Raw genomic sequence first — 21,821 nt, forward strand, 5'->3', positions numbered from 1 at the left:
ACCGCCGGCCCCGTTCACAGCCGCCAGGGCAGCGGCTCGGGTGGGAGGTAGCGGCAGGTGCTGCCGGTCGAGACGGTGTCGCGCAGGTGGGCGGCGAGCGCGGGGTGGCGGTCGTCGAGCCGGCGCAGCGTGTCCCGGATGCGGGCGGTCACGGTCTTGCGGGCCCGCTCGGCCTCGTCACCGAGGCGCCGGCTGCGGCCCGTCAGCCCGGCCGCGGCGCGCAACTGGTCGAGCAGCGCCGCGCGCTCGGCGTCGAGGGCGGCCATCTTCGACTCGTCGCCGCGGGCGGCGGCCCGGTCGATCTCGCCGTCGAGCCGGTGCAGGTGACGCCGGTAGCGGGCCTTCGCCTCGTCGTCCAGGACGGGGTCACCGCCGAGCCGGCGGGCGGCGGCGAGCTCCGGGCCGGCGGCGGGGTCGAGCAGTTCGACCGCCGGCACGTCGACGCCGGGCCGGCTGAGCAGCAGGCGCAGGTCGTGCAGACCCTTGGCGTCGGGCAGGTGCGCGACCGCGCCGGCGTACGCAAGCTGCCAGACGGGGCCGTCCCGGCGAAACTCGTACGCCTCGACGGGCTGCGGTACGACGATCGGCGCCACGGGCGTCCCGCCCGACTGCTGGCCGGTGGTGGACGCCTCGGCCTCCTGCACCTGATGCTGCCCAGCGGGCGTGGCGGGTACCGCACCGGCCCAGCCGGGTGCCGCGCTGGCATCAGCGGGCACGGCGTTGGGCCCGGCGGGCGAAGTGCTGGCCAGCCGGGTGAGCACCTGGGCCAAGCCGAGCGTGCGGGCGTCGCCTTCGGTGGCGGCCCGCAGCGATGCGGCGGCCGACGCATCGCCCGGCCGGTCGCGCCTGGCCAGCGCATCCGCCAGCGCGGCGCGCGCGATGAGGGACCAGGGTCGGGAACCCATCCGGTCAGCGGCGTCGCGGGCAGCGGAGAGGCGGGCCACGGCGTCGTCCCATCGCTCCTGCGCGGCGTCGACCAGGCCCAGCCAATGGTCGACCGGACCGCTGATGTCGCAGCCGAACAGCGCCGCCAACCAGCCGCCGCGGTGCGGCTCCAGCGCCTGCCGCACCTCGGCGCAGCGGCGCGGGTCGCGGGTCGCGACGGCGGCCTGCGCGCGCAGCCGCACCCACAGCGGCGACACCGCACGGGAGTACGTCGTCCCGGCGGCTTCGACGCCGGCGATCAGGCGTGCGGCAGTCTCGCCGTCGCCGCGTTCGGCGGCGGTGATCGCCCGGAGCAGTTCCAGCTGGGGGTGCGCGGCCGCGGCCGGCCCGTCGAGCAGCGTGTCGATCTCGTCGAACCGGCCCTGCAGCAGCAGCCGTGACCAGCGCAGGTGCGGGACCATGAAGGCGTGCTCGGCGTGCTCCCACTCGCCGAGATCCTTCAACTGCGAGAAGAGTTCGTCGGCCTCGGTGAAGTCGCCCCGGAACGCGGCGACGATGCCGCCGTCGATGGCAGCCCCCATCCGGTGGCGGGCGTCCTCGCCTTCCCGGCCGGCCGTGACGAATGCGATCAGCTCCCGGTGGTAGCCCGGGTCGCCGAGCTCCAGCAGCGCGACCCAGCGCAGCGAGGTTGCCCACATCTCGGTCTCCCGGTCACCGCTGCGGCGAGCCACGTCGCGGATCTCGGCAGTGAGCGCTGCCCGGTCGGCGGCCGTGCCCAGCCCCCAGGTGGTGTCGTGGCGGGCCCACAGGCTGAAGGTGAGCGCCTCGTCGTCGTGGCCGCGGCGGGCGAGCGTCTCGGTGGCGGTGATGAGATCGGCGACGAGGGTGCTGAGCGGCGCGGCGACGTCGGGCTCGCCGATGAGCCGCCGATACGCCTCGCGCAGCAGCTCTGCCGGCTCAGCGGAGCGGCGGGCGGTGGGCCGCTGCCGGTAGGCGGTGAGCGCGACCCGGGCCAGCACCACCGGCTCGTCGAGCGCGAGCGCCAAGGTCGCGGCGTCGGCGAGGAGCCGCTCGGCCTCGCCCGGACCGCCCGAGTGGTGCAGCAGTTGGGCCAGTTCCACCATGATCTTGACGCGCTGGGTCGGATCCTCGGCGGCGTCCAGCGCGCGGCGGAAGTGGACCGCCGACTCCTCCATGGCCAGCCGGCGGCCCGCGTCCCGGGCGGCGGCGACCAGCAGCTCGGCGGCGCGGGAAGGGTCGAGGTCGGCGCCGGCGAGCCACGCGTGGCGGGCCAGATCGGCGGGGATCAGCCGCTCGGCGAGCGCCGCCGAGCGATCGACGGCCCGGACGACCGCCGCGTGCCGGGCGCGCCGGTCGTCGTCGGGCAGCCCGTCGTAGAGGGTCTCGCGGACCAGATCGTGGGCGAAGGCGAACCGGCCGCCGCCGCGGGCCACCACGAGCCGGGCGGCCACCGCCCGGTCCAGTAGCCGGTCGACCTGCGCAGCTGGGGTGGGCACGCAGGCGGCGAGAACCTGGCGGTGGAAGTCGCGGCCCAGCACGGCGGCGACGGTGAGCGCCTCGACCACCGGGGCGGGCAGCTGGGCCAGGCGCCGCCGCACGGCTTCCCGGACCCCGGGGGCGATCGTGGTGACCAGGCCGTCGGCGCGCCACAGCCGGGCGGTCTGCTCGACGAAGAACGGGTTGCCGCCGGTACGCCGGTGCACCTCGTCGAGGAGCCCCGGCGCGGGCTCCCGGCCGGCCGTGCGGGTCATCAGCGCGCCCACCTCATCGCGGGACAGGCCGGTGAGGGTGACCGTGGTCGCCTTCGCCGTCAGCGGCATCAGCAGCGGGCGCAACGGATGGTCGCCCGACTCGACCTCCGCGTCGCGATAGGTGCCGATCAGCAGCAGCCGCTCGAACCAGGTGTGCTGGGCGGCGAACCGCAGCAGCCGCATCGATGCCGGGTCGGCCCAGTGCAGGTCGTCGAGGACGACCACGACCGGCCGGCGCTGGGAGACCGCGACCAGCGCGGTGGTCACCGCGTCGTAGAGCGCGAACGCCTCCTGGTCACCGTCCTCCTCGTCCGTGGCGCCGCCGGTCGCCTCGCCGAGCAGGACCCCGAGACCGGGCTCGGCGGCCTCCCGCGCGAGCGCCCAGTCGTCGGGCGAGCGGCGCAGGCCGCGCAGCACCTGCACCCAGGGCCAGTAGCCCGGCGCGCTGTCGGAATCCCAGCAGGCAGCCCCGAGCACCAGCGCGCCCCGCTGCCGGGCCTCCTCGGCCACGGCCGTGACGAGCATCGTCTTGCCGATGCCCGGTTCGCCGGTGACGAGCACAAGGCCGCCGTGGCTCGCGGTCGCCCGGTCCACTTCGGCGCGCAGCAGACCCGCGGGGTGCTCCCGCCCGATGATGGTCTCGCCGAACCGCGACTGCATGGCCTCCCGACCGTAACGGAACAGTCCGACATTGATTGACTCGGCCAGCACCGTCCACATGCTGTTCAACGACCAGATCAAACGGGTCGGCCCCGGCGCGACCGGCCTGGCCCGGCTGCTGGAGGGCGAGGGCGCCCCGGACGAGCCGTGAGCTCCAGAAAGCTCAACTGATCGGTTTACGAACGGTCCGCAGCCGGTTATCGTCAACCACATGGTTGAGGATCCGGTGGGGATGGACGCGGTGTTCCACGCCCTCGCGCACGGGGCGCGGCGCACCATGCTGCGCCGGCTCGCCGAACGGGAGCTGACCGTCGGCGAGCTGGCCGAGCCCCTGGAGATGTCCCTGGCGGCGGCGTCCAAGCACCTGCAGGTGCTGGAACGCGCCGGCCTGGTCCGGCGCACCATCACCGGCCGCCGGCACGTCTGCCGGCTCGAACCGGCACCGCTCGCCACCGCCTCCGCCTGGCTGGACTTCCACCGGCGCCACTGGACCGACCGCCTCGACGCCCCGCAGGCGCGGCGGGTTGCCGATGACTAGCCGCCGGCCTGGCGGGTACGCGCCGGCCATGGGTAGCCACAAGGAAAACAAGCACGATCCCGGCGGCGAGTCGGCGCGCGGCCGGCGGCATCCCGGCAGCGGCGCTCCCGGCCACCAGGGCTCGCCCGTCGAGCACTCACCGACGGCCCGGCACCGCCGCACCGCGACCGGATCCGCCAGCACCGAACGCGACCAGGGCCGGGCCAAGGTCGAGGGCAGCGAGCGCATCCAACGCCAGGGAACGCGCTGATCCGCTGAGGCTTTGTGCAAACGGGCAGGTAGCCGTTGAGCGGCGCTACACATCGGGGAGGTGCTGTCGAGGTGCCGAAGTTCCTGTTGCAGTCGACGTACACCGTCGACGGGCTCAAAGGGTTGATCAATGACGGCGGTACCAAGCGCGCCAAGGTCGTCCAACAGACGATCGAGGCCAGCGGTGGTCAGCTGGAGTCGATCCATTTCTCCTTCGCCGAGCGCGACACCTACGTGTTGTGTGAGCTGCCGGACCACAAGACCGCGGCCGGAGTTGCCATCGCAATCCGGGCGGCGGGCGGTGTGGACACCCGGATCACCCCGGTGCTGACGGCCGAGGAGGTCGACGAGGCGACCCGGGTGAACGCCAACTATCAGCCCCCAGGTCGATGACCGGCGCCCGGGTGGTCCGTCGACCGGCGCCCCACCTGGCCGGTCGGCGGACCGGCTTCGGCGCCATCCGCCTGGCGGTGGTTGGTCGGGGACGCTATGGAGCTGATGACGCAGACGATTCAGCGGCGCCGGCGGCCGGTGCCCGGGTCAGTCGCGCGGCTTGGGGACCTGGCGGTTGAAGCGCGGCTTCAGCGCCAGGGCCAGCGCCTCCTTGTCCGCGTCCGGGTTGTCGCTCTCCCGCCAGCGGACGATGCACCGGCCCAGCCAGCTCGCGATGTCGCTCGCCGATGCCACCGGCCCGGACCGGTCGAGTAGCTGCCCGACCTGGTCGTGCAGCACGGAGGAAGCGCGATTGCCGGTGAGGTGCTGGCGCAGCTGGTCCCGCAGGTTCCCGGTCCGCCCCACGTAGATGACCGTGTCCCCGGCGAAGACCACATGCACGCCGGGCGCGCGGGGCGCGTCCGCGACGGCATCCATCGTGTACGGGCGGGAGACGGTGAAGCCCGCCAGCAGATCCTCGTGTGCGATCTCGGTCATCCCCGGACGCTACCGATCCCGGTCAGCTTCCGGCAGCCCCGCCGCGCCGTCCGGGTGAGCTCACGTCCCGCCCAGGTGGGCGCGAGGTGGGTGAGCGCAGTCGGGCGGGACCTGGGAGCAGCAGCTAACTGGGGCTCGTGTCGGCAGGGAAGCGCTCGTGCCCCAGTACGGCGAGCAGTTGCAGCTTCTCGTAACCCTCGCTGCGCGGCGGCGCGGTGAGCACGAGCAGGGCCTGGGACTGGTCCTCGGTGAACAGCGCCTGGCAGTCGAGTTCGATCGGGCCCAGCTCGGGATGGATGAGCGTCTTGTGGTCCGCGAACCGGGTGGCGACCTCGTGCCGCTCCCACAGCTCGGCGAACTCGGGGCTCACCCTCTGCAGGGCCCGCACCAGCTCACCGGCCCTCGACTGCGGGCCCATCGATCCGTACGCGGCGCGCAGGTTGGCGACCTGGGCGCGGCTCTGCCGGTCGCGGTCCTCCTCGGGGTAGCGCAGCCGCTCGGCGGGAGCCGTGAACCACCGGTAGATCTCGCTGCGGGCGAGGCCCGTGTAGCCCGACTTGTCGCCGAGCAGGGCCTCGGCCATCCGGTTCTGCACAAGCGTCTCGCCGAGGTTGGACAGGATGAGCGCCGGGGTGTCCTCGAGCCGGTCCAGCACGCGGAGCAGGGCCGGGGCCACGTGCGTCGCCGCAGACACCGAGGCCGGGGCGTTTTGCCCTGCCACCCGGAACAGGTAGTCGCGTTCCTGGCTGGTCAGGCGCAGTGCGCGGGCGAGCGACGCGAGCATCTGCGGGCTCGGCTGCGGGCCACGCTGCTGTTCGAGCCGGGTGTAGTAGTCGGTCGACATCGCGGCGAGGGCGGCGACCTCCTCACGGCGCAGGCCCGGTGCGCGCCGGCGGGCTCCCGCAGCCAGCCCGACGTCCCCGGGCTGCAGCGCCTCGCGGCGGCGGCGCAGGAAATCGGCCAGTGCTGCACGATCCATGATCCCAGTATCCGGCTGCGGCGGGCGCGAACCAGGGATTGCGGATCCCCCGATGACCGGTCTCTGCCCCAACCAGGGACGACGGCCGAAGCTCGGTGCATGAACATCTCCGGAAACACCATCTTCATCCCCGGCTCCACGAGCGGGATCGGTCTCGCCCTGGCGCTCGAGCTGCGGGCCAAGGGCAACACGATCATCGTCGGCGGTCGGCGCACCGACCTGCTCGAGCAGATCGCCGAGGAGCACCCCGACATCGACACCGTGGCGATCGACACGACGAGCGCCGCGAGCATCGAGGCCGCCGCGAAGGAGGTGCTGGCGAAGCACCCGGACCTCAACGTCCTGGTCACGATGGCCGGCATCATGCGCATCGAGGACTGGCACAAGCCGGAAACGTTCCTCGCCTCGGCCGAGGCGGTGCTGACGACCAACGTGCTCGGCCCGATCCGCCTGATCGCCGCGTTCATCGAGCACCTGCAGGCGCAGCCGGACGCCACCATCGTCACCGTCTCTTCGGGCCTCGCGTTCGCGCCGCTCAAGGTCACGCCGAGCTACAACGCGTCGAAGGCCGCGATCCACATGCTCAGCGAGTCGATCCGGCTGCAGCTCGCCGACACGACCGTGAAGATCGTGGAGCTCGAACCGCCGGCCGTCCGCACGTCGCTGCTGCCCGGGCAGGAGGACAGCGAGTTCGCGATGCCGCTCGACGAGTTCGTGGCGGAGGTGGTCGCGCTGCTCGAGTCGCAGCCCGACGCGAAGGAGATCCAGGTCGAGCGGGTGAAGTTCCTCCGCTACGGCGAGGCGCGCGGGGACTACGACAAGGTCGTCGCGACGCTCAACGCCGCCGACCCGCACGGGAAGTAGTCTCGGCCAGCCCCGGCGGCGGGTGGCTCGCTTACGGGGACGATGGAGCCGCCATGACGTCGGGAAAACGCTAAGCGTCACCTGAGGGTTTCCGAAGAAAAATAGCGCACAGGTTGACGGTCAAGATTAGGGAAGGTTAAGAATACGATTAGCGGAGTCTTACGTACGCATAATTCCGGCACCCCATGTGCCCGCCTGACAGCGTAGAGAATTGGCGTCACCGGACTCGTTGATTTCCTCGGGCCGTAATCACTAATGTTGGTCAGCGTCCGTCCCGGATGTCGGTCTCCACCTGGAGTACCCCGGGACGGCCACCGTCGAGTCGCTGGACGTCAGTGGCGTCGCCGGGCGAGCCGGGGAACCACCGCAGGTTTCGGGGTGAATCCGCATCAGCGGTAGGGCGCCTTCCACGCCCGAACCCGTCAGCTAACCCGGCAGGCGGTCGACGTCGGTGCACCGTGGGGTGCGTCGGCCTCGAGTGGAAGGAGCCGAACCCGTTGCCACCCGTGCGCACACGGTCCGCCGGATCGCGTCTGTTCACCAGAATCCTCGCCGTCGCGGCGGCGGCCCTGGTGGCCGTCGGGCCAGCGGCCCCCGCCCACGCCGCACCGTCGGCCGCAGATGTGCAGCAGCAGATCGATGCGGCGTGGCAAAAGCTCGAACCCGTCATCGAGCAGTACAACAAGGTCCGGTCGGAACTGGCTGCGAACCAGCGGAGATCGGCCGAACTGAGCCGGAGGATCGAGCCACTCGGCAAGTCCGTGGAGATCAGCAGGACCCGGGTCCAGGGGATTGTGGCGGGGTACTACAAGCAGGAAAAGTCGCTTTCCACATTCAACGCCCTGCTGTCCCGCGGCTCGTCGCCGACAGCGTTGGGAGATCAGCTCGCACTCGTGAATCGGGTAGCGGATTCGGAGCAGCGACAGATCACCCGGCTGTCGGCCCAGCAGGCGAGCTACGACGCCGACAAGGAGAAGGTTGACGCGCTGATCGCGATACAGCAGCGTCAGCAGGCCCAGTTGGCGGCTCGCAAGAAGGCCATCGACGCCGAGATCAAGCGGCTGGATGCGCTACACAGACAGATCGCCGCCGCGGAGACGACCGCAGCGGCCAAGGCGGCCGCGGACGCGGCGGCGGCCAGAGCCGCAGCCGCAGCGCAATCAGCCGCCACCGCGAGCAGCACCTCACCCATCACGTCGACCAGTTCGCTGTTCATCGGTGGGAAGTGTCCCGCCGTCCCCATCACGGGAAGCGGCGGCGTCGCGGCGAAAACCGCGTGCAATCAGATCGGCGAGCCGTACGTGTGGGCGGCCGACGGTCCGGACTCGTTCGACTGCTCCGGCCTGACCCAGTACGCGTGGGCTTCCGCCGGGGTGCAGCTGGACCATTACACAGGTGCTCAATGGACCGCAGGTGTGGCGGTGAGCAGAGCAAACCTTCGCACGGGTGACCTCGTCTTCTTCTACTCCGATCACCATCACGTGGGTATCTACGTCGGCAACGGGCTGATCGTCCACGCGCCGCATACCGGGGACGTGGTCCGAATGGCCCAGCTGGCGAATATGCCTTACAGCGGTGCTCGCCGCCCCGGCTGACCGTCCGGTCCCGAGCTGTAGGTTCTCAACCTCGATGACGCTTTCTCAAAATCATGTCGCCGCGGATGTGGGCAACGAGCCCGCCGGCGGTGCTCCGGCTCCGGGGCGTCACTCTGGAGGTCGATGCTGACGCCCGACCTGATCGCCAAGAACGGCGCCAGACTGAACGGGGCCCCGCTCGGGGACGATGCCTACGGCGTGCCGGGAAGCCGGACCGTGACGAGGAGCCCGCCGACGGGGCTGGGGACGAGGTCGAGGGTCCCGTCGTGGGCGCGGACGATGCTGTGCACGATGGCCAGGCCGAGGCCGACGCCGGCGTGTTCGTCGGTGCGTACGCGTTCCGTTCCGCGCTGGAAGGGTTCGGTGAGGGTCGGTATCAGTTCCGGTGGGAGCCGACGACCCGTGTTCTCGACCTGCAGCACGCTCGTGTCGCCGTACGCCTCGGTGTGGACCGTCACGGTGCCGTCGGCGGGTAGGTTGTGGACGATGGCGTTCTGGACGAGGTTCGTCACCATCCGCGACAGGAGTTCGGCGGAGCCGCTGGTCTGGGCCGCCCCGCCGGTGACGTCCAGCGTGATCCGGCGCTGTTCGGCGAGGGGAAGCAGCGTTTCGGCGGCGTCTTCGGCGATGAGGGAGAGGTCGACGCTCTCGCGGGTGACGTTTCCGCGGTCGCCGCGGCTGAGCAGCAGGAGGGCCTCGGTGAGGTCGATCGCCCGTTTATTGACGACGTGCAGGCGTTCGATGAGCTCGCCCCGGACTCGCGTGGGATCCTTGCGGGCGACGTCGAGCAGTGTCCGCGAGATCGCCAGCGGGGTGCGCAGTTCGTGGGAGGCGTTCGCGGCGAACCTCTGCTGCTCGGCGACGTGGGACTCGAGTTGTTCGAGCATCGAGTCGAACGCGTCGGAGAGTTCACGGAATTCGTCCTGGCGGCCCTTCATGCGGATCCGGTGGGACAGCGACCCGTTCCCCGCCATCCGTGCCGCATCCGTGATCTGTGTGAGTGGTGCGAGCATCCGGCCGGCGAGGATCCATCCCCCGACGAGGCCGAACACGAGCAGGAAGAGCATCGCCACAGCCGCGGCGGGGGCGAAGGTATGCACAAGGAGGTAGCGATTCGGCGCGATCCCGAGAAGGCCCTGGGGGCTGTCGGGCACGTAGCGCAGCAGGAACACCCACACCACGGCCAGCAGGAGAGCGCCGGCGACGGCGAGGAATCCGGCATAGCTGAGGGTGAGTTTCAGTCGGGCGCTGAGCCCTCGGCTTCTATGCATGCGTACTGCCGGGTCGGGCGGTGTCGGGGCCGGTGGTGTCCGTACCGGTGTCGATCCGGTAGCCGACGCCGGGCACCGTGGCGATGATCCATGGCTCGCCGAGCCGTTTGCGCAGTGCGGAGACGGTGATGCGCACGGCGTTGGTGAGGGGGTTGGCGTTCTCGTCCCAGGCCCGTTCCAGCAGCTCCTCGGCGCTGACGACCCCGCCCTCGGCGGCGACGAGGACTTCCAGCACGGCGAACTGCTTGCGGGTGAGCGCGACGTAGCGTTCGTCGCGGAAAACCTCCCGGCGGAAGGGGTCGAGCCGCAGGCCCGCGATCTCGCGGACCGGCGGCCGGGCGTACGCGCGTCTGCGGTCAAGCGCCCTCAGCCGCAAGACGAGCTCCCGCAGCTCGAACGGTTTGGTGAGGTAGTCGTCGGCGCCGAGCTCAAACCCCGAAGCCTTGTCGTCGATCCGGTCGGCAGCGGTGAGCATGAGGATCGGGATGCCGCTGCCGGAGGCGACGATGCGCCGGGCGACCTCGTCGCCGGAGGGGCCGGGGATGTCGCGGTCGAGGACCGCGAGGTCGTAGGAGTGGACGCTGAGCAGTTCCAAGGCGGAGTCGCCATCGGAGGCGATGTCGGCGGCAATCGCCTCCAGCCGCAGACCGTCACGGACCGCTTCGGCCAGGTAGGGCTCGTCCTCCACGATCAGTACCCGCATGCCGGAAGCCTATAATCAGCATAAGATATCGCGACATGTGCACACCGGACACGCAACTCAGTCTGCCGGGGGCAGCGCGGGGCGAGGCTGGTCCGACGGCACCTCCGCCGTCGTGCGCCACCAGTGGCGCGACGCCTGCGCGGCCAGCACGGCGCCGGCGGCGTTGACCAGTACGTCATCCACGGAGGACACCCGGTCCAGCCGCAGGACGTACTGTGCGGTTTCGACCAGGACCGAGCAGCCTGCCCCGAGCGCCAGGATCCGCGGCACGGACGCCAGCGCCGCGAACCGCATCGGAGCGAAGAACCCCAGCGCCGCGAAGATCAGCAGGTTGCCGACGATCCCGACCGGCCCCATCGTGACCAAGTCCCGCAGCGGGACCAGACTCACCCGACCGGGGACGACGCCGGCCCCGAGGCCCGGCATCATGGTCATCCATACGAACGGCACCGTCCCGTGGACCATGCCCACCTCGGCCAGCGACATCCGCCACGCCGATGTGACGCCGGCGGCACGCCGACGGCCCGCCAAAGCCCACACCACCAGAGCGGCCAACGGCAGCGCAACCAGCATCATGAGCAGCACCCCGTTGAACGTATCGAAGCAGCCGTGCCACCGCCCGGCCATGCACCTCGGAGCGGACATCATGAGCGGCCGCCGCACGGCGAACGCGACGCTCGCCACGCCCAGGATCGCCAGGCTGACAAGCACGATCCTGCGCGTGCGGCGAGGGGGTGCTGACAGGGATGCGCTGTGGTTCATGCCCCCATTAGAAACGGAGGGCCGTTGCGGGGGCGTATGCGATTTTGGATAAGTACGCGATACACGGGATCCCCGGCGTCGTCGCCCGGCGCCTCTGCCGCGACCAGAGCCCGCCGCCGGCTGTCGACATCGACGGGGCAACCGGTCCACGACCCGGACGGTCAGCGCTTGCGCGACCCGGCGCAGCGCGGAGCGCACGATCCGGTCGATCCGCCCGGCCACCGGCGGCTCGATCCGCTCCGTCCGGCAGCGCACCAGCAGCTCGTCGCGAACCGACTTCGGGCGCCGTTCGGCCTCGCACACCGCGGCATCGGCGGACTTCCGTCCCGTCGCGCTGGGTGGCCCCGTGGATGTGACGGCCACGCCTACACGAGCCACCGGACACCGCTGACGCTTCTGCCGTAGTCAGCTGACGGTAGCGCCGACGTGGGTCTCGGCGCACACCGTTCGTGTGCGGTGCGCTCCTCCGCCCGAAGCGGGACCGCCGGGACGTACCCGACGGCCCCGAAGGAAGATCGGCTCAGTGGACGACGACAGGCGTCTTCGGCTGCTCCTCCGGCTCCCCCGGCTGGTCGTCGAGCAGGTGCGACCGCTCACGCCGGCGGGGCAGGAACGCGGCCGGGATGAACGTCAGCAGAACCAGCGCGAACGCCACCCAGAACGTCGTGCCGAAGGAGCTGGCGGCGAAGTCGAGCCCGCGCTCGATGAGCGACGGGTCGACCGGGAACTGCTGGGTCAGTTCCGGCCGCTGCTGGGCGGCGATGGCCAGCCCGGCCTCGGTGACCGGCTTGCCGCTCGGGTCGGCCACACCGGGGATCGGCTGGGAGCCGTTCAGCTCGTTGGTGAGAATCACCGACATCACCGCGGCGCCGACGGAGCCGCCGATCTGCTGGAGGATGTTCACCAGCGTGGAGCCGCGGGCCACCTCGGGGCCGGTGAGGCTCTTCAGCGCCGAGGTCATGATCGGCATCATCGTGCCGCCCATGCCCAGGCCCATCACGAACAGCGAGCCGCCAAGCAGCACGTACGAGGTGTTCGGGTCGACCTGGGTGAAGGTGAAGAACCCGGCGGCGATCAGCACCAGCGCGAACGGCACCGTGCGGCCGACCGGCACCTTGTCGGCCAGAATGCCGGCGATCGGCATGGTGACCATCGCGCCGATGCCCTGTGGCGCCATCAGCAGGCCGGCGGCCAGCGTCGACTCGCCGCGCACCTGCAGGAAGTAGCTCGGGAACAGCAGGCCGGCGCCCATGAACGCGATGATGAAGACGAACATGGTCACCGCGGCGATGGTCAGGTGGCGGTTGCGGAACAGCCGCAGGTCGAGCAGCGGGTGCTGCGGCTTGAAGGAGTAGAGGACGAACGCCACCACCAGCGCGGCGCCGATCAGCATGGGGACCCACACCTCGGGGTCGGCGAACGTGCCGGCCTCGGGCAGCGAGGAGACGCCGTAGAGGAACAGGGCGAGCCCCGGCGAAAGCATCAGCATGCCGAGGAAGTCGAACGACTCCGACGGCTGGGGGTTGTCCTTCGGCAGGGCCAGCTGCGCGTAGATCAGCGCGATGGCGCCGATCGGCAGGTTGATCAGGAAGATCCAGTGCCAGCTCGCCACGTCGATCAGCCAGCCGCCGAGGATCGGGCCGCCGATCGGGCCGAGCAGCATCGGGATGCCGAGGACGGCCATCAACCGGCCGATCCGGTGCGGCCCCGCCGCCCGGGTCATGATCGTCATGCCGATCGGCATGAGCATGCCGCCGCCGAGGCCCTGCAGCACGCGGTACCCGATCAACTCCCCGATGGTGTCGGCGGTGGCGCACAGAACGGACCCGATTGTGAACAGCGCCAGGGCGATCATGTAGAGGCGTTTGGTGCCGAACCGGTCGGCGGCCCACCCGCTGAGCGGGATGACCGTGGCCAGCGCGAGCGTGTAGCCGGTCATTGTCCACGCGACCCGGGCGTAGGACGCGTCGAACTCGCTCTGGAACGTCGGCAGCGCGACGCTGACCACCGTCACGTCGAGGATCGACATGATCGCACCGAGCACGACGACGCCGGCCACCTTGAGAACCGCGGCGTCGAGCTTGTCCGATGTCGGGACAGGCTGCGGTGCCGCGACAGCTTGCTGTGTCACAGAGTCTCCTGAGGTCGGATCTGGCCGAACGGGTGAGCGGTGGTGGCGGCGCGGCGCCGGCCGATGGGCGGGCGCGACGTGCGGAGGGGTGACGCTCGCAGGCAGATTAGCCGCCGCCGCCGACACTCCGCCCTTGGATTAGCTCCCAGCGCCTCGACTTGTGACGACGATTACGGCCGGCCCGGTGGCGAGCATGGCGACAACGGCAAGGGCGGCGAAGACGTGACCCGCCGGCGCATTGACCACCGACCCGGTCAGCGGCTACCCACCCGGGGCGGCGGCTGACGGCAGGAGCACGAGTGGCTCGAGCCAGCCCGCTTGCCGGCCTTGGACATCTTGGCGCTACGTCGCGGCCAGGTGGGCGATCATCGCCTGGTTCGCGGCCCAGCCGTCGGGGAACTTGACCGGCACGTCGAGGTGGACTGTCTCGGTCGACGGGTGGGCGTCCAGCAGCTCGCCGATGCCCGCCCGGGCCACCACGATGCAGGCGTGCCGGTGGCGGGAGGTCAGCACGCAGAGTCGGCCCGACTCCAGGTGGAAGGTCGTCGCGTCCCGCCGGCCGGACAGCGGGTGGAGCACGATCGTCACGTCGTACTCGCGGCCCTGGAGCCGGTTGGCGGTGTCGACGGTGACGCCCGCGCCGGCCTCGCCGAGGTGGGCGCGGATGGCCGCGACCTGGTCGCGGTGCGCGGCCCCGACGGCGATCCGGTCCGCGGTGACCGGCGCGCCGGCCGGCGCGTGCTCGGACACGGCGACCGCCCCGCGCCGCAACACCCGCAGGGCGAGGGCCGCGCAGGCCGCAGCGGCCTCCCCGTCGGTACGCGGGGTGTGTCGGGCCGGCAGCTCGTACAGCGCCCATCCCGTCGTCGCGGCCAGGTCCACCGCCGCGTCGACCGGGTCGCCCGGCCCGGGCTCGGTGAACGCCAGTCCCCGGTCGTCGGGGCCGGTGCCGGCGCGGAACCCGGTGAACGGGTAGAACGCCGCCGCGACCACCGGCGCCGCCGACGCGGGCAGCCGCCACGACACCGGCAGGCGGTGCACCGGCAGCTCGGGGTTGTGCCGCAGCAGCACCGCCACCGCCGACTGCATCGGATCCCAGGTCAGGCCCGTCCACCGCGCGGTCTCGACCGTGGAGAACGGATCGAGCTGCCCGGGGTCACCCACGAACAGCGCCCGCTCGAACCTGCCGGCCACGCGCAGCAGGGCGTCCGAGCGCATCTGGTACGCCTCGTCGACGATCGCGCACGGCCAGGAGCCTTCGGTGACGGTGGCCCACTTCGCGGCCGTACCGATGATGACGGCCGGACCGCCGAGGTCGGTGACCTTGGCGGCCACCCGGACCGTCTCGTGGTCCTTGACGCGGTCGGAGGGCCGGTAGTCGGCGGCGGAGAGCCGGCCGATGCGCAGGTCCGGAGCCTTGCGGGCGAGCCGGTCGATCAGGTCGTCGACCTGCTCATTGGTCTGGGCGATGATGATCAGCGGCTCGCCGGCGGCGGCGAGCTCGACAGCGGCGCGGACCACGAGGGTCGACTTGCCGGCACCCGGCGGGGAATCGACCACCACGCCCCGGTGCGCGCCGGAGCGCAGGTCGGCCAGCACGGCCGTGATCACCCGCTCCGCTTCGACGGCGGGCGGCACCTCCAGCCCAGCAAGCATCGACTACCACCTCCCGACAAGGGTCTCCGGGACCCTACCGGCAATCCTTCGGTTACCTCACGCCCGCTCTGGTTCCCGGCAGAGCGCCGTCCGGAGCTCTACGGCGGCTGATCCCGCCCGCTGCCGACGCCCCGCCGTGAGAATGCCGGAAGCGGGCACTGACCTGCAGGAGCGGGCACTAGCGTGGGCGTTGGCGAGGAGGTACGGCACCTCCGCCCGGTAGCCGGCCATGTCGATCATGGGGGTGTCCATGCGCGGGCCGAGACGTGGTCCGGTCTGGGCGGCCAAGCTGTGGTTACGCCAGCGCCGGCGCAGGTGGCGTACCCGACGGGAACGCCACGCCGAGCGGACCCGCCGCCGGCGGACGGACGAGCGGCCCGACCACCGGATGAGCTGGCGGCACCACCGCGGGCTGCGCTGGGCGATCCTCGGCACCGCCGGGGTGCTCGTGGTGTGGACCGTCTTCTCCCTGGTCCTGACGGTCCTCAACACCGAGCCCGCTGTCCTGCCGATGTCGAAGTGGTGCGCGGGGCAACCGCCCCGGTCGTACTACTGCGGGCAGGTGGAGGGCTTCGTCAAGGGCCCGCTGATCCTGGCCCTGGGGCTCGCGGTCTTCCTGTTCTGGCGGTACGTTCCGGTCCGTCGCTGGTACGACCGCAACGCCGTGCGCAACCTCCGGATGGTGCTCCCCACCGCCGAACGCGACACCAGCGCCAGCTACGTCGTCGGCCGGGACGAACTCTGCGAACTGATGATCCAGCGGCTCCGGAACGAACCCACCCGGCGCCCGCTGCTGCTGGTGGGCGGCATCGGCACCGGCAAGACCGCCACGCTGGTCCGGCTCGCGGAGATGCTGATGGCCACCGACGTCGTACCGATCGGGATCGACCTGCGCACCGTCACGGACCCGGCGAAGCTGAACTTCCATCAGCTCGCCCTCGACCAGTTCACCCGCACCATCGACACCCAGTTGCACTCCGCCGGCGAGGCCGACAAGGTGTGGCGGCGGCTCTGGCTGGAAAACCGCATCGTGGTGCTCGCCGACGGCCTGGAGGAGGTCCTCGCCGACTCCGCCCAGCCCGCCGACCGGGACAGCGTGCTCCGCGAGGCCGTCCGGGGCGCGGTCCGCGAGCGGCTCCCCCTGGTGGTCGCGTCGCGGCCCGACGATCCGCTGCGCGGGCTGGACGCGCTGCTGCTGCAACTGGAGCCGCTCTCCCAGGGGGCCGCGTTGGAGTACGTCCAGGCCCGCAGCCGCCGCTCCGACGCCGGTCACCAGTGGGACCGGATCACCGGGCTGGTCACGGCCGCCGACGTCGCCGACTCACCGTTCTACCTGCGGGTCATCAGCCAGCTCCACGAGGTGGACCGCCTGGACCGGGTCGGGCCGACGGACCAGGGCAGATCCGCGCTGCGCTGGGGTCTGCTGGAGGAGTGGTGGGCCGCCATCGTCGCCGGAGACCTGTACGAGGACTACGGCATGCCGCAGACCGAGCGGTCCGACGCGATCGAGGTACTTTCCGCGCTCGCCTGCATCGGACTGCGCGACAACCGGCTGTCGGTGCGTACCGGCGAACTCACCGGCGCCGACGGCAGCGGGGACGCGGGCCGCCAGTGGATCCTGGCCGAGCTCCGGGCCCGGCTGCACAAGCTCAGCGCCGACAACCCGCAGGACCTCGGGCTCGCCGAGACCACCGGGGACGCGCTGAACATCGTGGTGAAGCGGCAGGACGGGGTCCGTTTCCAGCATGGGGTGATCCAGGCGTACCTCGGCTCCCGCTACCTCGCCGCCGCCCTGCGCGACGGCGACTTCCTGGAGCGGGCCTTCACCCGCAACCACGGCCCCGGACGGGAGCTGCTCTCCGCCCTCACCCTCTACACCCGCAGCGCGGGCGCGTTCGAACGGCTGGACGGGCGACGGAAGCCACCATCGCCGCACGGAAGTCTGCTCCGCCTCCGTGAGACAGTCCGGCAGGCGGTGGGACGGTCCGCGGGCGCCTGGGACGCCAAGGCCACCCGGAGCCGGTCGACCGCTCTCGTACGCCGGCTCTGCAACGCGGCAACCCGCACGCCCAACCGCACCCGCGCCCTGGAGATGTTCGCGGTCGCGCTGGAGATGGACGCCGCCACCGGACACACGAGTCACCGGAAACTGGCCGACGCCATCCGCGGGGCCTGGCCGCAGTACCAGGGCGACGGCTCGGTCACCGACCGCCCTCTCGAGGACGCCAAGATCGCCCTCGTGCATCGGTACGGCGACGCCGCGCGGCAGCTGCGGGACCGACCCCCGGAGCCCTCCGGGCTGCGGGGGCAGCAGCCCACGCCGCAGTACCGGCAGCTGTTCCAGATGATGGCGGACGAGTCGTCGTACCTGCCCCGGCTGACCGCGGCCCGCCAGATCGCCAGCGGCGGCAACGCGGCCGTCCGCGCGCTGCGCGACCTGCTCGACCAGCCGCCGCAGGCGGCCAACACGCAGGGCCGGGAGCGCCTGGAGGAGCTGCGCACCTGGATCGCGCCGTCGCTGTTCCTCTTCGCCGACGCCACACACGCCGCCGGCGAACCGGACTGGCAGGGCGTGGCCCGGGAGACCCTGCGGCGCTGGGTCGACCGACTGGCCACCGACTTCCGCGAGGGGGCCCGCGTCTACGAACTCACCCTGGCGCAGGGGTTCCGGCTGGCGGCCAACTGCCGGACGTATCCGGCGCACCGCAGCGTGCTGATCGAGGAAGCCGAGAAGGCGCTGCGGCACTCCCGGTTCTGGTACTCCCATCTGATGCTCATCCAGGCGCTCACCCTGCTCGCCCTCCCCCAGGATCCCGGCGAGACGTTGCGCGAGCGGGGTCACGGTTCGGACCCGCGCGGGCTGGTCGGCTTCTGGACCTCCATCGCCGGCGGCGGAAACCGCGCCCCGCAGCCCGGCAGCGGTACGGCCCACCCGCTCGTCCTCGAGGTCGCGGAGCTGTGCGTGGAGGCGCTCATCGACCGCCATCCCGAACGGCACTGCTGGCTGGACGAGCGAGAGATCGTCGGGCGGATCGGGTCGGTCAGCCCCCAGCCGGGCATCCGCCGGCTCCAGAAATCCTGGCTGCCGCCCTCGCACGGCTGGGCCGTCCTGGAACCGCGGGCCCAACGGCTGCTGGCCGACGTGATGCTGCTGCTCAACCTCGCCGACCGGGGACGGGACAACGAGCAGCGGGCGCGCCGGCTCAGCCGGGCCAGCCGCGCCGAGCTGCCCCCGTGCCTCACCATCGACCGCAGCGCCATGCGGGTCACCCTGAGCCGCCGCCAGGCCCACGACGTGCAACCGGGCGCCACCTGCATCGACGACTGCCCGTTCCGGCTGTGCCCGCTGCCACCGAAGGGGGACGAGTTGCCGTACCAGATGGACGAGGCGTTCTGCGCGCACCAAGTCGATCTTGTCGGGCGCTGGTTGCGGTCGCCGAGGCGGGCGGACTGGCAGGCGGTCAACCGGGAGGACCTGCGGACGTTCTGGCGGGAGATGTCCGAGCGGATGGCCCCCGCCTGGCGGAAGTGAGCAGACGAGCGCGGTCAGTCCAGCAGGTGGCCACGAGGGTGTTTGCCTCGCTGCCGCCTCCGTTATTCGCCACCGTCCACCGCGCGGCGCGGCTTCGGCACCTGCCGGTTGAAGCGCAATTTCAGGGCAAGGACAAGGGCTTCCTTCGTACCCTCCGGGTTGTCGGTCTCCTGCCAGCGGACCTCGCACCGGCCCTGCCAGCCGGCGATGTCTTTGGCCTATGCCACGGGTCCGACGTTGTCGAGTTCCTGACCCGCCTGCCCGCGCAGCGCCGACGAGCCGCGGTTGCCGGTCAGATGCTGCCGGAGGCGCCTCCGCAGGTCACCCGTCCATCCGACGTAGACGACCGTGCCCCGGTCAAGGACCACATGCACACCGGGCGCGCGGAGAGCGCTGGCGACGACCGCCATGGTGTACGGCTGGGGATCCGTGCAGCCGGCCAGCAGGTCCCGTGCTTGGCGTCGGGCATTCCTGGACGCTACCGGCCCAGGCCCTCATCCGTGGCCCCGCACGCGCCGCCGTGGTCATCGCGGCGTCGGCAGCGGCCGGCCCCGTCGAGCCTGGCGTCGCACCAGATTCGGGTACGCAGCAACTGGCGATCCTCCTCGCTGAGGGTGGTCTCGCCGAAGTCGATGGCGGTGACGTGGCCGAGCGAGTCGCGGAGGGCCACGGCGAGGGTGATGGCCTCGTCGAGGCTGGTAAGGGTGGTGGGAAGGTGGATGATCCAGCGGGGTGAGGTCATCGCGGCCACCGGCTGTTGGGTGCGCCCGGGTCGTGGCGGTGGCAGTTGTCGTGCCGGGACTGCCACTGCCGGAGCGCTTGGCGGATGCGTTCGGCCTCGGTGTTCGCCGTGGTCAGTTCGCGGTGCAGGCGTTCGAGTTCGTCGGCCAGTTGGTTGAGGTAGTCGTGCACCTGGTCGGGGTCGAGTCCGCGCCAGCGGGTGTCGAAGACGGCGACGCGGACGTGGTGCGAATGCAGACGGTCCCCGGTCACATAGATCATCGCTGCGGCGCCTCCTGCTCGGCGATCAGCGCGTGGATCTGACGGTCGGTGAGGCCGCGCTGGTCGAGGATCCGGCGGCCCCAGCGGTGCAGCCGGCACGGGTGAGGAGCGCGGTCGTTGCGGCACCGCGGACCGTCGGGCCACTGCTCGGCCGCGTCCACGGTGACCGCCTTGACCGCGAAGGTGACGTCTTCGGCGGTGATGTAGGGCGTTAGGGGTAGCTCTCCGAGGACCTTATCGATGGAATCCATGGCTCTTCCTGGGTTGTTTAGGTGCGGCGCCGGGGCGGGCGGGGACGGCGGCTCGCCGTTCGGGTATGACGGGGACACCGGAGCCCGGCACCCGCCCCGGGCCATGCGCCCAGTTTCGCCAAGAAGGTGACCAGGAACTACAGCGTCCGAGGGGCCTCAGTGACGCAGAAATGAGGCGTCTCCGTGCCTGCCTGATCGACGGACTGTTACTACAGTGGCGGCATACGGAGGGAGATGGGCCGTGGCCCTTAAGCGACACCGGCTCTGCCAGCGGCGTAAAGCCCTCGGGTACAGCCAGGAGCGCCTGGCCGAGATTCTCGGCGTGGAGCGGTCGACCGTGGTGCGCTGGGAGAACGCCGAGACGGATCCTCAGCCTTGGCATCGAACCCGGATCGCGTCCGCGTTGGGAGTTACGCTCGAACAACTCGACGGCATGCTCGTCGACGTGTCGGTGGCAGCACATCGAGGGCAGGCCATGGGAGATGAGACTCGTAATCCCGCTTCCGGCGCTGCTCGGCCAGACATGCTGAGCGACCTCCGAACGTTCCTCACCAGCTACCTGACCGCCCCCACTGCGCCAGCTCAGTCGCTCGTCGAGGTGCGGCGGAGCGTCGGCCGAGTGCACAACCTCTACCAGCGCGCGAGCTACACATCCGTCGCCCGCCTGCTACCGGACGTGCTCAGCCAGGCGACGGAGGTGTCCAGCAGGTCCACCGGGATGCATCGCAGCAGGGCCTTCCGGCTGCTTGCCGCCGCCTACATCGCGGCGTCGAAGCTTGCGGCCAAGGTGGGTGACGGCGACACCGCCCAACTGACCGCCGACCGGGCTGCCACCGCCGCCCGGCTCGCGGACGACCAGGCGCTGGCAGCCATTGCGGCGTACCAGGTGGCCTGCGGTCTCATGCGGCTGCCCGGACGGGCAACCGAAGCCGAGCAGGTCGTGCGGACCAGCATCGCTCGTTTGACCAGCGCTGCCCCTGCGAGCGATCCCGACATGCTCTCCGCTCAGGGGGCATTGCTGCTTCTGGCCGCCGTGATGACGGCCGGACAGGGCAACCCGAAGGAAGCAGGTCAGTTCCTGACGCAGGCCGAAGGGCTGGCAACGACGCTGGGCTTTGACCGCAACCGGTTGTGGACTGGCTTCGGCCCGACAAACGTCGTCATCCACGCAGTCTCCGCCGCGGTTCGGGCCGGCAACGCGGATCGGGCACTGGAGATCGGAGCGCGGCTCGACACCTCGCGGCTGCCGACGGTGTTGGTTGGCCGAAGGGCACAGGTACACGTCGACCTGGCGGCGGCGGTGATGATGTCGTCCGGCGACAGGACAGTCTCCGTGTTGCACCTGCTCGAAGCTGAGCGGATAGCCGCCGAGGTGGTCCACGCCAGCGTTCAGGCCCGCACGCTCCTGCTCGACCTGCTGGCGAAGGAGCGACGAGCGGCGACACCAGGGCTGCGGCCGCTGGCTGAACGGGCTGGGCTGCTCGCATGATCGAGCAGGGCGTGCTTTCGCTGGTCGTCTGCGCCGCTCCTCCGGTGCTGCGTATCGGCGAGCTGATCGAGCTGCTACAGGAGGACGGCTGGACCGTCTGCCTCACCGCTACGCCGACCGCTGCCACCTGGATCGACCAGGAAGCGCTCGCGCGCCAGACCGGCTATCCAGTCCGGGGCGAGTGGCGGATGCCCGGCGACCCGGAGCCCCATCCTCCAGCGAACGCGGTTGCCGTCGTACCCGCCACCTTCAACGTCATCAATAAGTGGGCCCAGGGGATCAACGACACCCTTGCGCTCGGCATCCTTAACGAAGCACTTGGCGCTGGCATCTCGGTGTACGCGTTCCCGAACGTCAAGGCGCAGCTTGCCGCCCATCCGAGCTACAGCCGGCACCTGCGGTTACTTCAAGGGGCGGGCGTCATCGTGGCGCCGCTGCCCGCCCAGCTGGAGTGGCGGATGGTCGCGGACCAACTCCAAGTGCCCGTGTAGCCCGCTTCCGACATGTCGGCTGTCTCCTGCCAGCGGACTTCGCACCGACTCAGCCAGCCGG

At 71.2% G+C, this 21,821-nt stretch carries 19 protein-coding genes and 1 riboswitch; of the genes, 8 read left to right on the forward strand and 11 right to left on the reverse strand.

Annotated features, from left to right (window positions below; genetic code table 11):
- Positions 1 to 14: 14 nt before the first annotated feature.
- Positions 15 to 3,317 (reverse strand): ATP-binding protein, encoded by a 3,303-nt coding sequence (locus I8N68_RS18120; RefSeq protein WP_200211297.1) that lies wholly within the window; start codon positions 3,315 to 3,317, stop codon positions 15 to 17.
- 211 nt (positions 3,318 to 3,528) lie between these two features.
- Here I8N68_RS18120 and I8N68_RS18125 point away from each other — a divergent pair, with 211 nt between their 5' ends.
- The 3 genes from I8N68_RS18125 (at position 3,529) to I8N68_RS18135 (ending at position 4,497) form a co-directional block, all read left to right on the forward strand.
- Positions 3,529 to 3,855: an ArsR/SmtB family transcription factor gene (locus tag I8N68_RS18125; RefSeq protein WP_200211299.1), complete on the forward strand. Its 327-nt coding sequence runs from the start codon at positions 3,529 to 3,531 to the stop codon at positions 3,853 to 3,855.
- Positions 3,856 to 3,883: 28 nt separating this feature from the next.
- Entirely contained in the window at positions 3,884 to 4,105 is a 222-nt protein-coding gene (locus I8N68_RS18130; protein WP_200211301.1) for a hypothetical protein, read from the forward strand.
- A gap of 71 nt (positions 4,106 to 4,176) precedes the next feature.
- Positions 4,177 to 4,497: a GYD domain-containing protein gene (locus I8N68_RS18135; protein ID WP_200211303.1), complete on the forward strand. Its 321-nt coding sequence runs from the start codon at positions 4,177 to 4,179 to the stop codon at positions 4,495 to 4,497.
- A gap of 147 nt (positions 4,498 to 4,644) precedes the next feature.
- Here I8N68_RS18135 and I8N68_RS18140 read toward each other — a convergent pair whose 3' ends face one another.
- Positions 4,645 to 5,034, reverse strand: coding sequence for a GIY-YIG nuclease family protein (locus I8N68_RS18140; RefSeq protein ID WP_200211305.1), 390 nt, complete (start codon positions 5,032 to 5,034; stop codon positions 4,645 to 4,647).
- A 124-nt stretch (positions 5,035 to 5,158) separates the two neighbouring features.
- Positions 5,159 to 6,013, reverse strand: coding sequence for a helix-turn-helix transcriptional regulator (locus I8N68_RS18145; protein ID WP_200211307.1), 855 nt, complete (start codon positions 6,011 to 6,013; stop codon positions 5,159 to 5,161).
- A gap of 99 nt (positions 6,014 to 6,112) precedes the next feature.
- Between I8N68_RS18145 and I8N68_RS18150 the strand changes: the two genes are divergently transcribed.
- Positions 6,113 to 6,877 (forward strand): SDR family oxidoreductase, encoded by a 765-nt coding sequence (locus tag I8N68_RS18150; RefSeq protein ID WP_200211309.1) that lies wholly within the window; start codon positions 6,113 to 6,115, stop codon positions 6,875 to 6,877.
- A gap of 332 nt (positions 6,878 to 7,209) precedes the next feature.
- A riboswitch (cyclic di-AMP (ydaO/yuaA leader) is annotated at positions 7,210 to 7,333 on the forward strand.
- Between the two features lie 167 nt (positions 7,334 to 7,500).
- Positions 7,501 to 8,472, forward strand: a complete 972-nt coding sequence (locus I8N68_RS33935; RefSeq protein ID WP_200211311.1) for a C40 family peptidase — start codon at positions 7,501 to 7,503, stop codon at positions 8,470 to 8,472.
- Positions 8,473 to 8,663: 191 nt separating this feature from the next.
- Here the strand turns inward: I8N68_RS33935 and I8N68_RS18160 are convergent, their stop codons facing one another.
- From I8N68_RS18160 to I8N68_RS18180, 5 genes are all read right to left on the reverse strand, one after another.
- A complete protein-coding gene (locus I8N68_RS18160) occupies positions 8,664 to 9,653 on the reverse strand; it encodes a sensor histidine kinase (protein WP_307812867.1) in 990 nt (329 codons plus the stop codon).
- Between the two features lie 82 nt (positions 9,654 to 9,735).
- On the reverse strand, positions 9,736 to 10,446 hold the full coding sequence (locus I8N68_RS18165) for a response regulator transcription factor (protein WP_200211315.1): 711 nt from the start codon (positions 10,444 to 10,446) through the stop codon (positions 9,736 to 9,738).
- Between the two features lie 57 nt (positions 10,447 to 10,503).
- Complete coding sequence (locus tag I8N68_RS18170; protein WP_234040025.1) at positions 10,504 to 11,208, reverse strand: VanZ family protein; 705 nt, start codon at positions 11,206 to 11,208, stop codon at positions 10,504 to 10,506.
- Between the two features lie 520 nt (positions 11,209 to 11,728).
- Positions 11,729 to 13,339 (reverse strand): DHA2 family efflux MFS transporter permease subunit, encoded by a 1,611-nt coding sequence (locus tag I8N68_RS18175; protein ID WP_200211317.1) that lies wholly within the window; start codon positions 13,337 to 13,339, stop codon positions 11,729 to 11,731.
- A 342-nt stretch (positions 13,340 to 13,681) separates the two neighbouring features.
- On the reverse strand, positions 13,682 to 14,995 hold the full coding sequence (locus tag I8N68_RS18180; protein WP_200211319.1) for an AAA domain-containing protein: 1,314 nt from the start codon (positions 14,993 to 14,995) through the stop codon (positions 13,682 to 13,684).
- Positions 14,996 to 15,245: 250 nt separating this feature from the next.
- On the opposite strand from I8N68_RS18180, the gene I8N68_RS18185 reads away from it, so the two are divergent.
- Positions 15,246 to 18,527, forward strand: a complete 3,282-nt coding sequence (locus tag I8N68_RS18185; protein ID WP_200211322.1) for an NACHT domain-containing protein — start codon at positions 15,246 to 15,248, stop codon at positions 18,525 to 18,527.
- A 478-nt stretch (positions 18,528 to 19,005) separates the two neighbouring features.
- On the opposite strand, the gene I8N68_RS18190 is transcribed toward I8N68_RS18185, so the two are convergent.
- The 3 genes from I8N68_RS18190 to I8N68_RS18200 are packed head-to-tail and all read right to left on the reverse strand — an operon-like array spanning position 19,006 to position 19,780.
- On the reverse strand, positions 19,006 to 19,269 hold the full coding sequence (locus tag I8N68_RS18190) for a hypothetical protein (RefSeq protein ID WP_200211323.1): 264 nt from the start codon (positions 19,267 to 19,269) through the stop codon (positions 19,006 to 19,008).
- Positions 19,266 to 19,529 carry a DivIVA domain-containing protein gene (locus I8N68_RS18195; RefSeq protein WP_200211325.1) on the reverse strand — a complete coding sequence of 88 codons (264 nt, stop codon included), beginning with the start codon at positions 19,527 to 19,529 and terminating at the stop codon, positions 19,266 to 19,268. Before I8N68_RS18195 ends, I8N68_RS18190 begins: the two co-directional genes overlap by 4 nt.
- Positions 19,526 to 19,780 carry a hypothetical protein gene (locus I8N68_RS18200; RefSeq protein WP_200211326.1) on the reverse strand — a complete coding sequence of 85 codons (255 nt, stop codon included), beginning with the start codon at positions 19,778 to 19,780 and terminating at the stop codon, positions 19,526 to 19,528. Before I8N68_RS18200 ends, I8N68_RS18195 begins: the two co-directional genes overlap by 4 nt.
- Positions 19,781 to 20,021: 241 nt before the next feature.
- Between I8N68_RS18200 and I8N68_RS18205 the strand changes: the two genes are divergently transcribed.
- Positions 20,022 to 21,269, forward strand: a complete 1,248-nt coding sequence (locus tag I8N68_RS18205) for a helix-turn-helix transcriptional regulator (protein ID WP_200211327.1) — start codon at positions 20,022 to 20,024, stop codon at positions 21,267 to 21,269.
- Entirely contained in the window at positions 21,266 to 21,760 is a 495-nt protein-coding gene (locus I8N68_RS18210) for a flavoprotein (RefSeq protein ID WP_200211329.1), read from the forward strand. Before I8N68_RS18205 ends, I8N68_RS18210 begins: the two co-directional genes overlap by 4 nt.
- Positions 21,761 to 21,821 lie beyond the last annotated feature (61 nt).

This window comes from Micromonospora coerulea, assembly GCF_016598485.1.
GTDB classification, from domain to species: Bacteria; Actinomycetota; Actinomycetes; order Mycobacteriales; family Micromonosporaceae; genus Micromonospora; species Micromonospora coerulea.

Excerpts from the sequence above, each read along its gene's own strand:
- I8N68_RS18120 (WP_200211297.1), bottom strand. The coding sequence starts at position 3,317 with ATGCAGTCGCGGTTCGGCGAGACCATCATCGGGCGGGAGCACCCCGCG.
- I8N68_RS18125 (WP_200211299.1), top strand. The coding sequence starts at position 3,529 with ATGGTTGAGGATCCGGTGGGGATGGACGCGGTGTTCCACGCCCTCGCG.
- I8N68_RS18130 (WP_200211301.1), top strand. The coding sequence starts at position 3,884 with ATGGGTAGCCACAAGGAAAACAAGCACGATCCCGGCGGCGAGTCGGCG.
- I8N68_RS18140 (WP_200211305.1), bottom strand. The coding sequence starts at position 5,034 with ATGACCGAGATCGCACACGAGGATCTGCTGGCGGGCTTCACCGTCTCC.
- I8N68_RS18145 (WP_200211307.1), bottom strand. The coding sequence starts at position 6,013 with ATGGATCGTGCAGCACTGGCCGATTTCCTGCGCCGCCGCCGCGAGGCG.
- I8N68_RS18150 (WP_200211309.1), top strand. The coding sequence starts at position 6,113 with ATGAACATCTCCGGAAACACCATCTTCATCCCCGGCTCCACGAGCGGG.
- I8N68_RS18165 (WP_200211315.1), bottom strand. The coding sequence starts at position 10,446 with ATGCGGGTACTGATCGTGGAGGACGAGCCCTACCTGGCCGAAGCGGTC.
- I8N68_RS18170 (WP_234040025.1), bottom strand. The coding sequence starts at position 11,208 with ATGAACCACAGCGCATCCCTGTCAGCACCCCCTCGCCGCACGCGCAGG.
- I8N68_RS18180 (WP_200211319.1), bottom strand. The coding sequence starts at position 14,995 with ATGCTTGCTGGGCTGGAGGTGCCGCCCGCCGTCGAAGCGGAGCGGGTG.
- I8N68_RS18185 (WP_200211322.1), top strand. The coding sequence starts at position 15,246 with ATGCGCGGGCCGAGACGTGGTCCGGTCTGGGCGGCCAAGCTGTGGTTA.
- I8N68_RS18190 (WP_200211323.1), bottom strand. The coding sequence starts at position 19,269 with ATGACCTCACCCCGCTGGATCATCCACCTTCCCACCACCCTTACCAGC.
- I8N68_RS18195 (WP_200211325.1), bottom strand. The coding sequence starts at position 19,529 with ATGATCTATGTGACCGGGGACCGTCTGCATTCGCACCACGTCCGCGTC.
- I8N68_RS18200 (WP_200211326.1), bottom strand. The coding sequence starts at position 19,780 with ATGGATTCCATCGATAAGGTCCTCGGAGAGCTACCCCTAACGCCCTAC.
- I8N68_RS18210 (WP_200211329.1), top strand. The coding sequence starts at position 21,266 with ATGATCGAGCAGGGCGTGCTTTCGCTGGTCGTCTGCGCCGCTCCTCCG.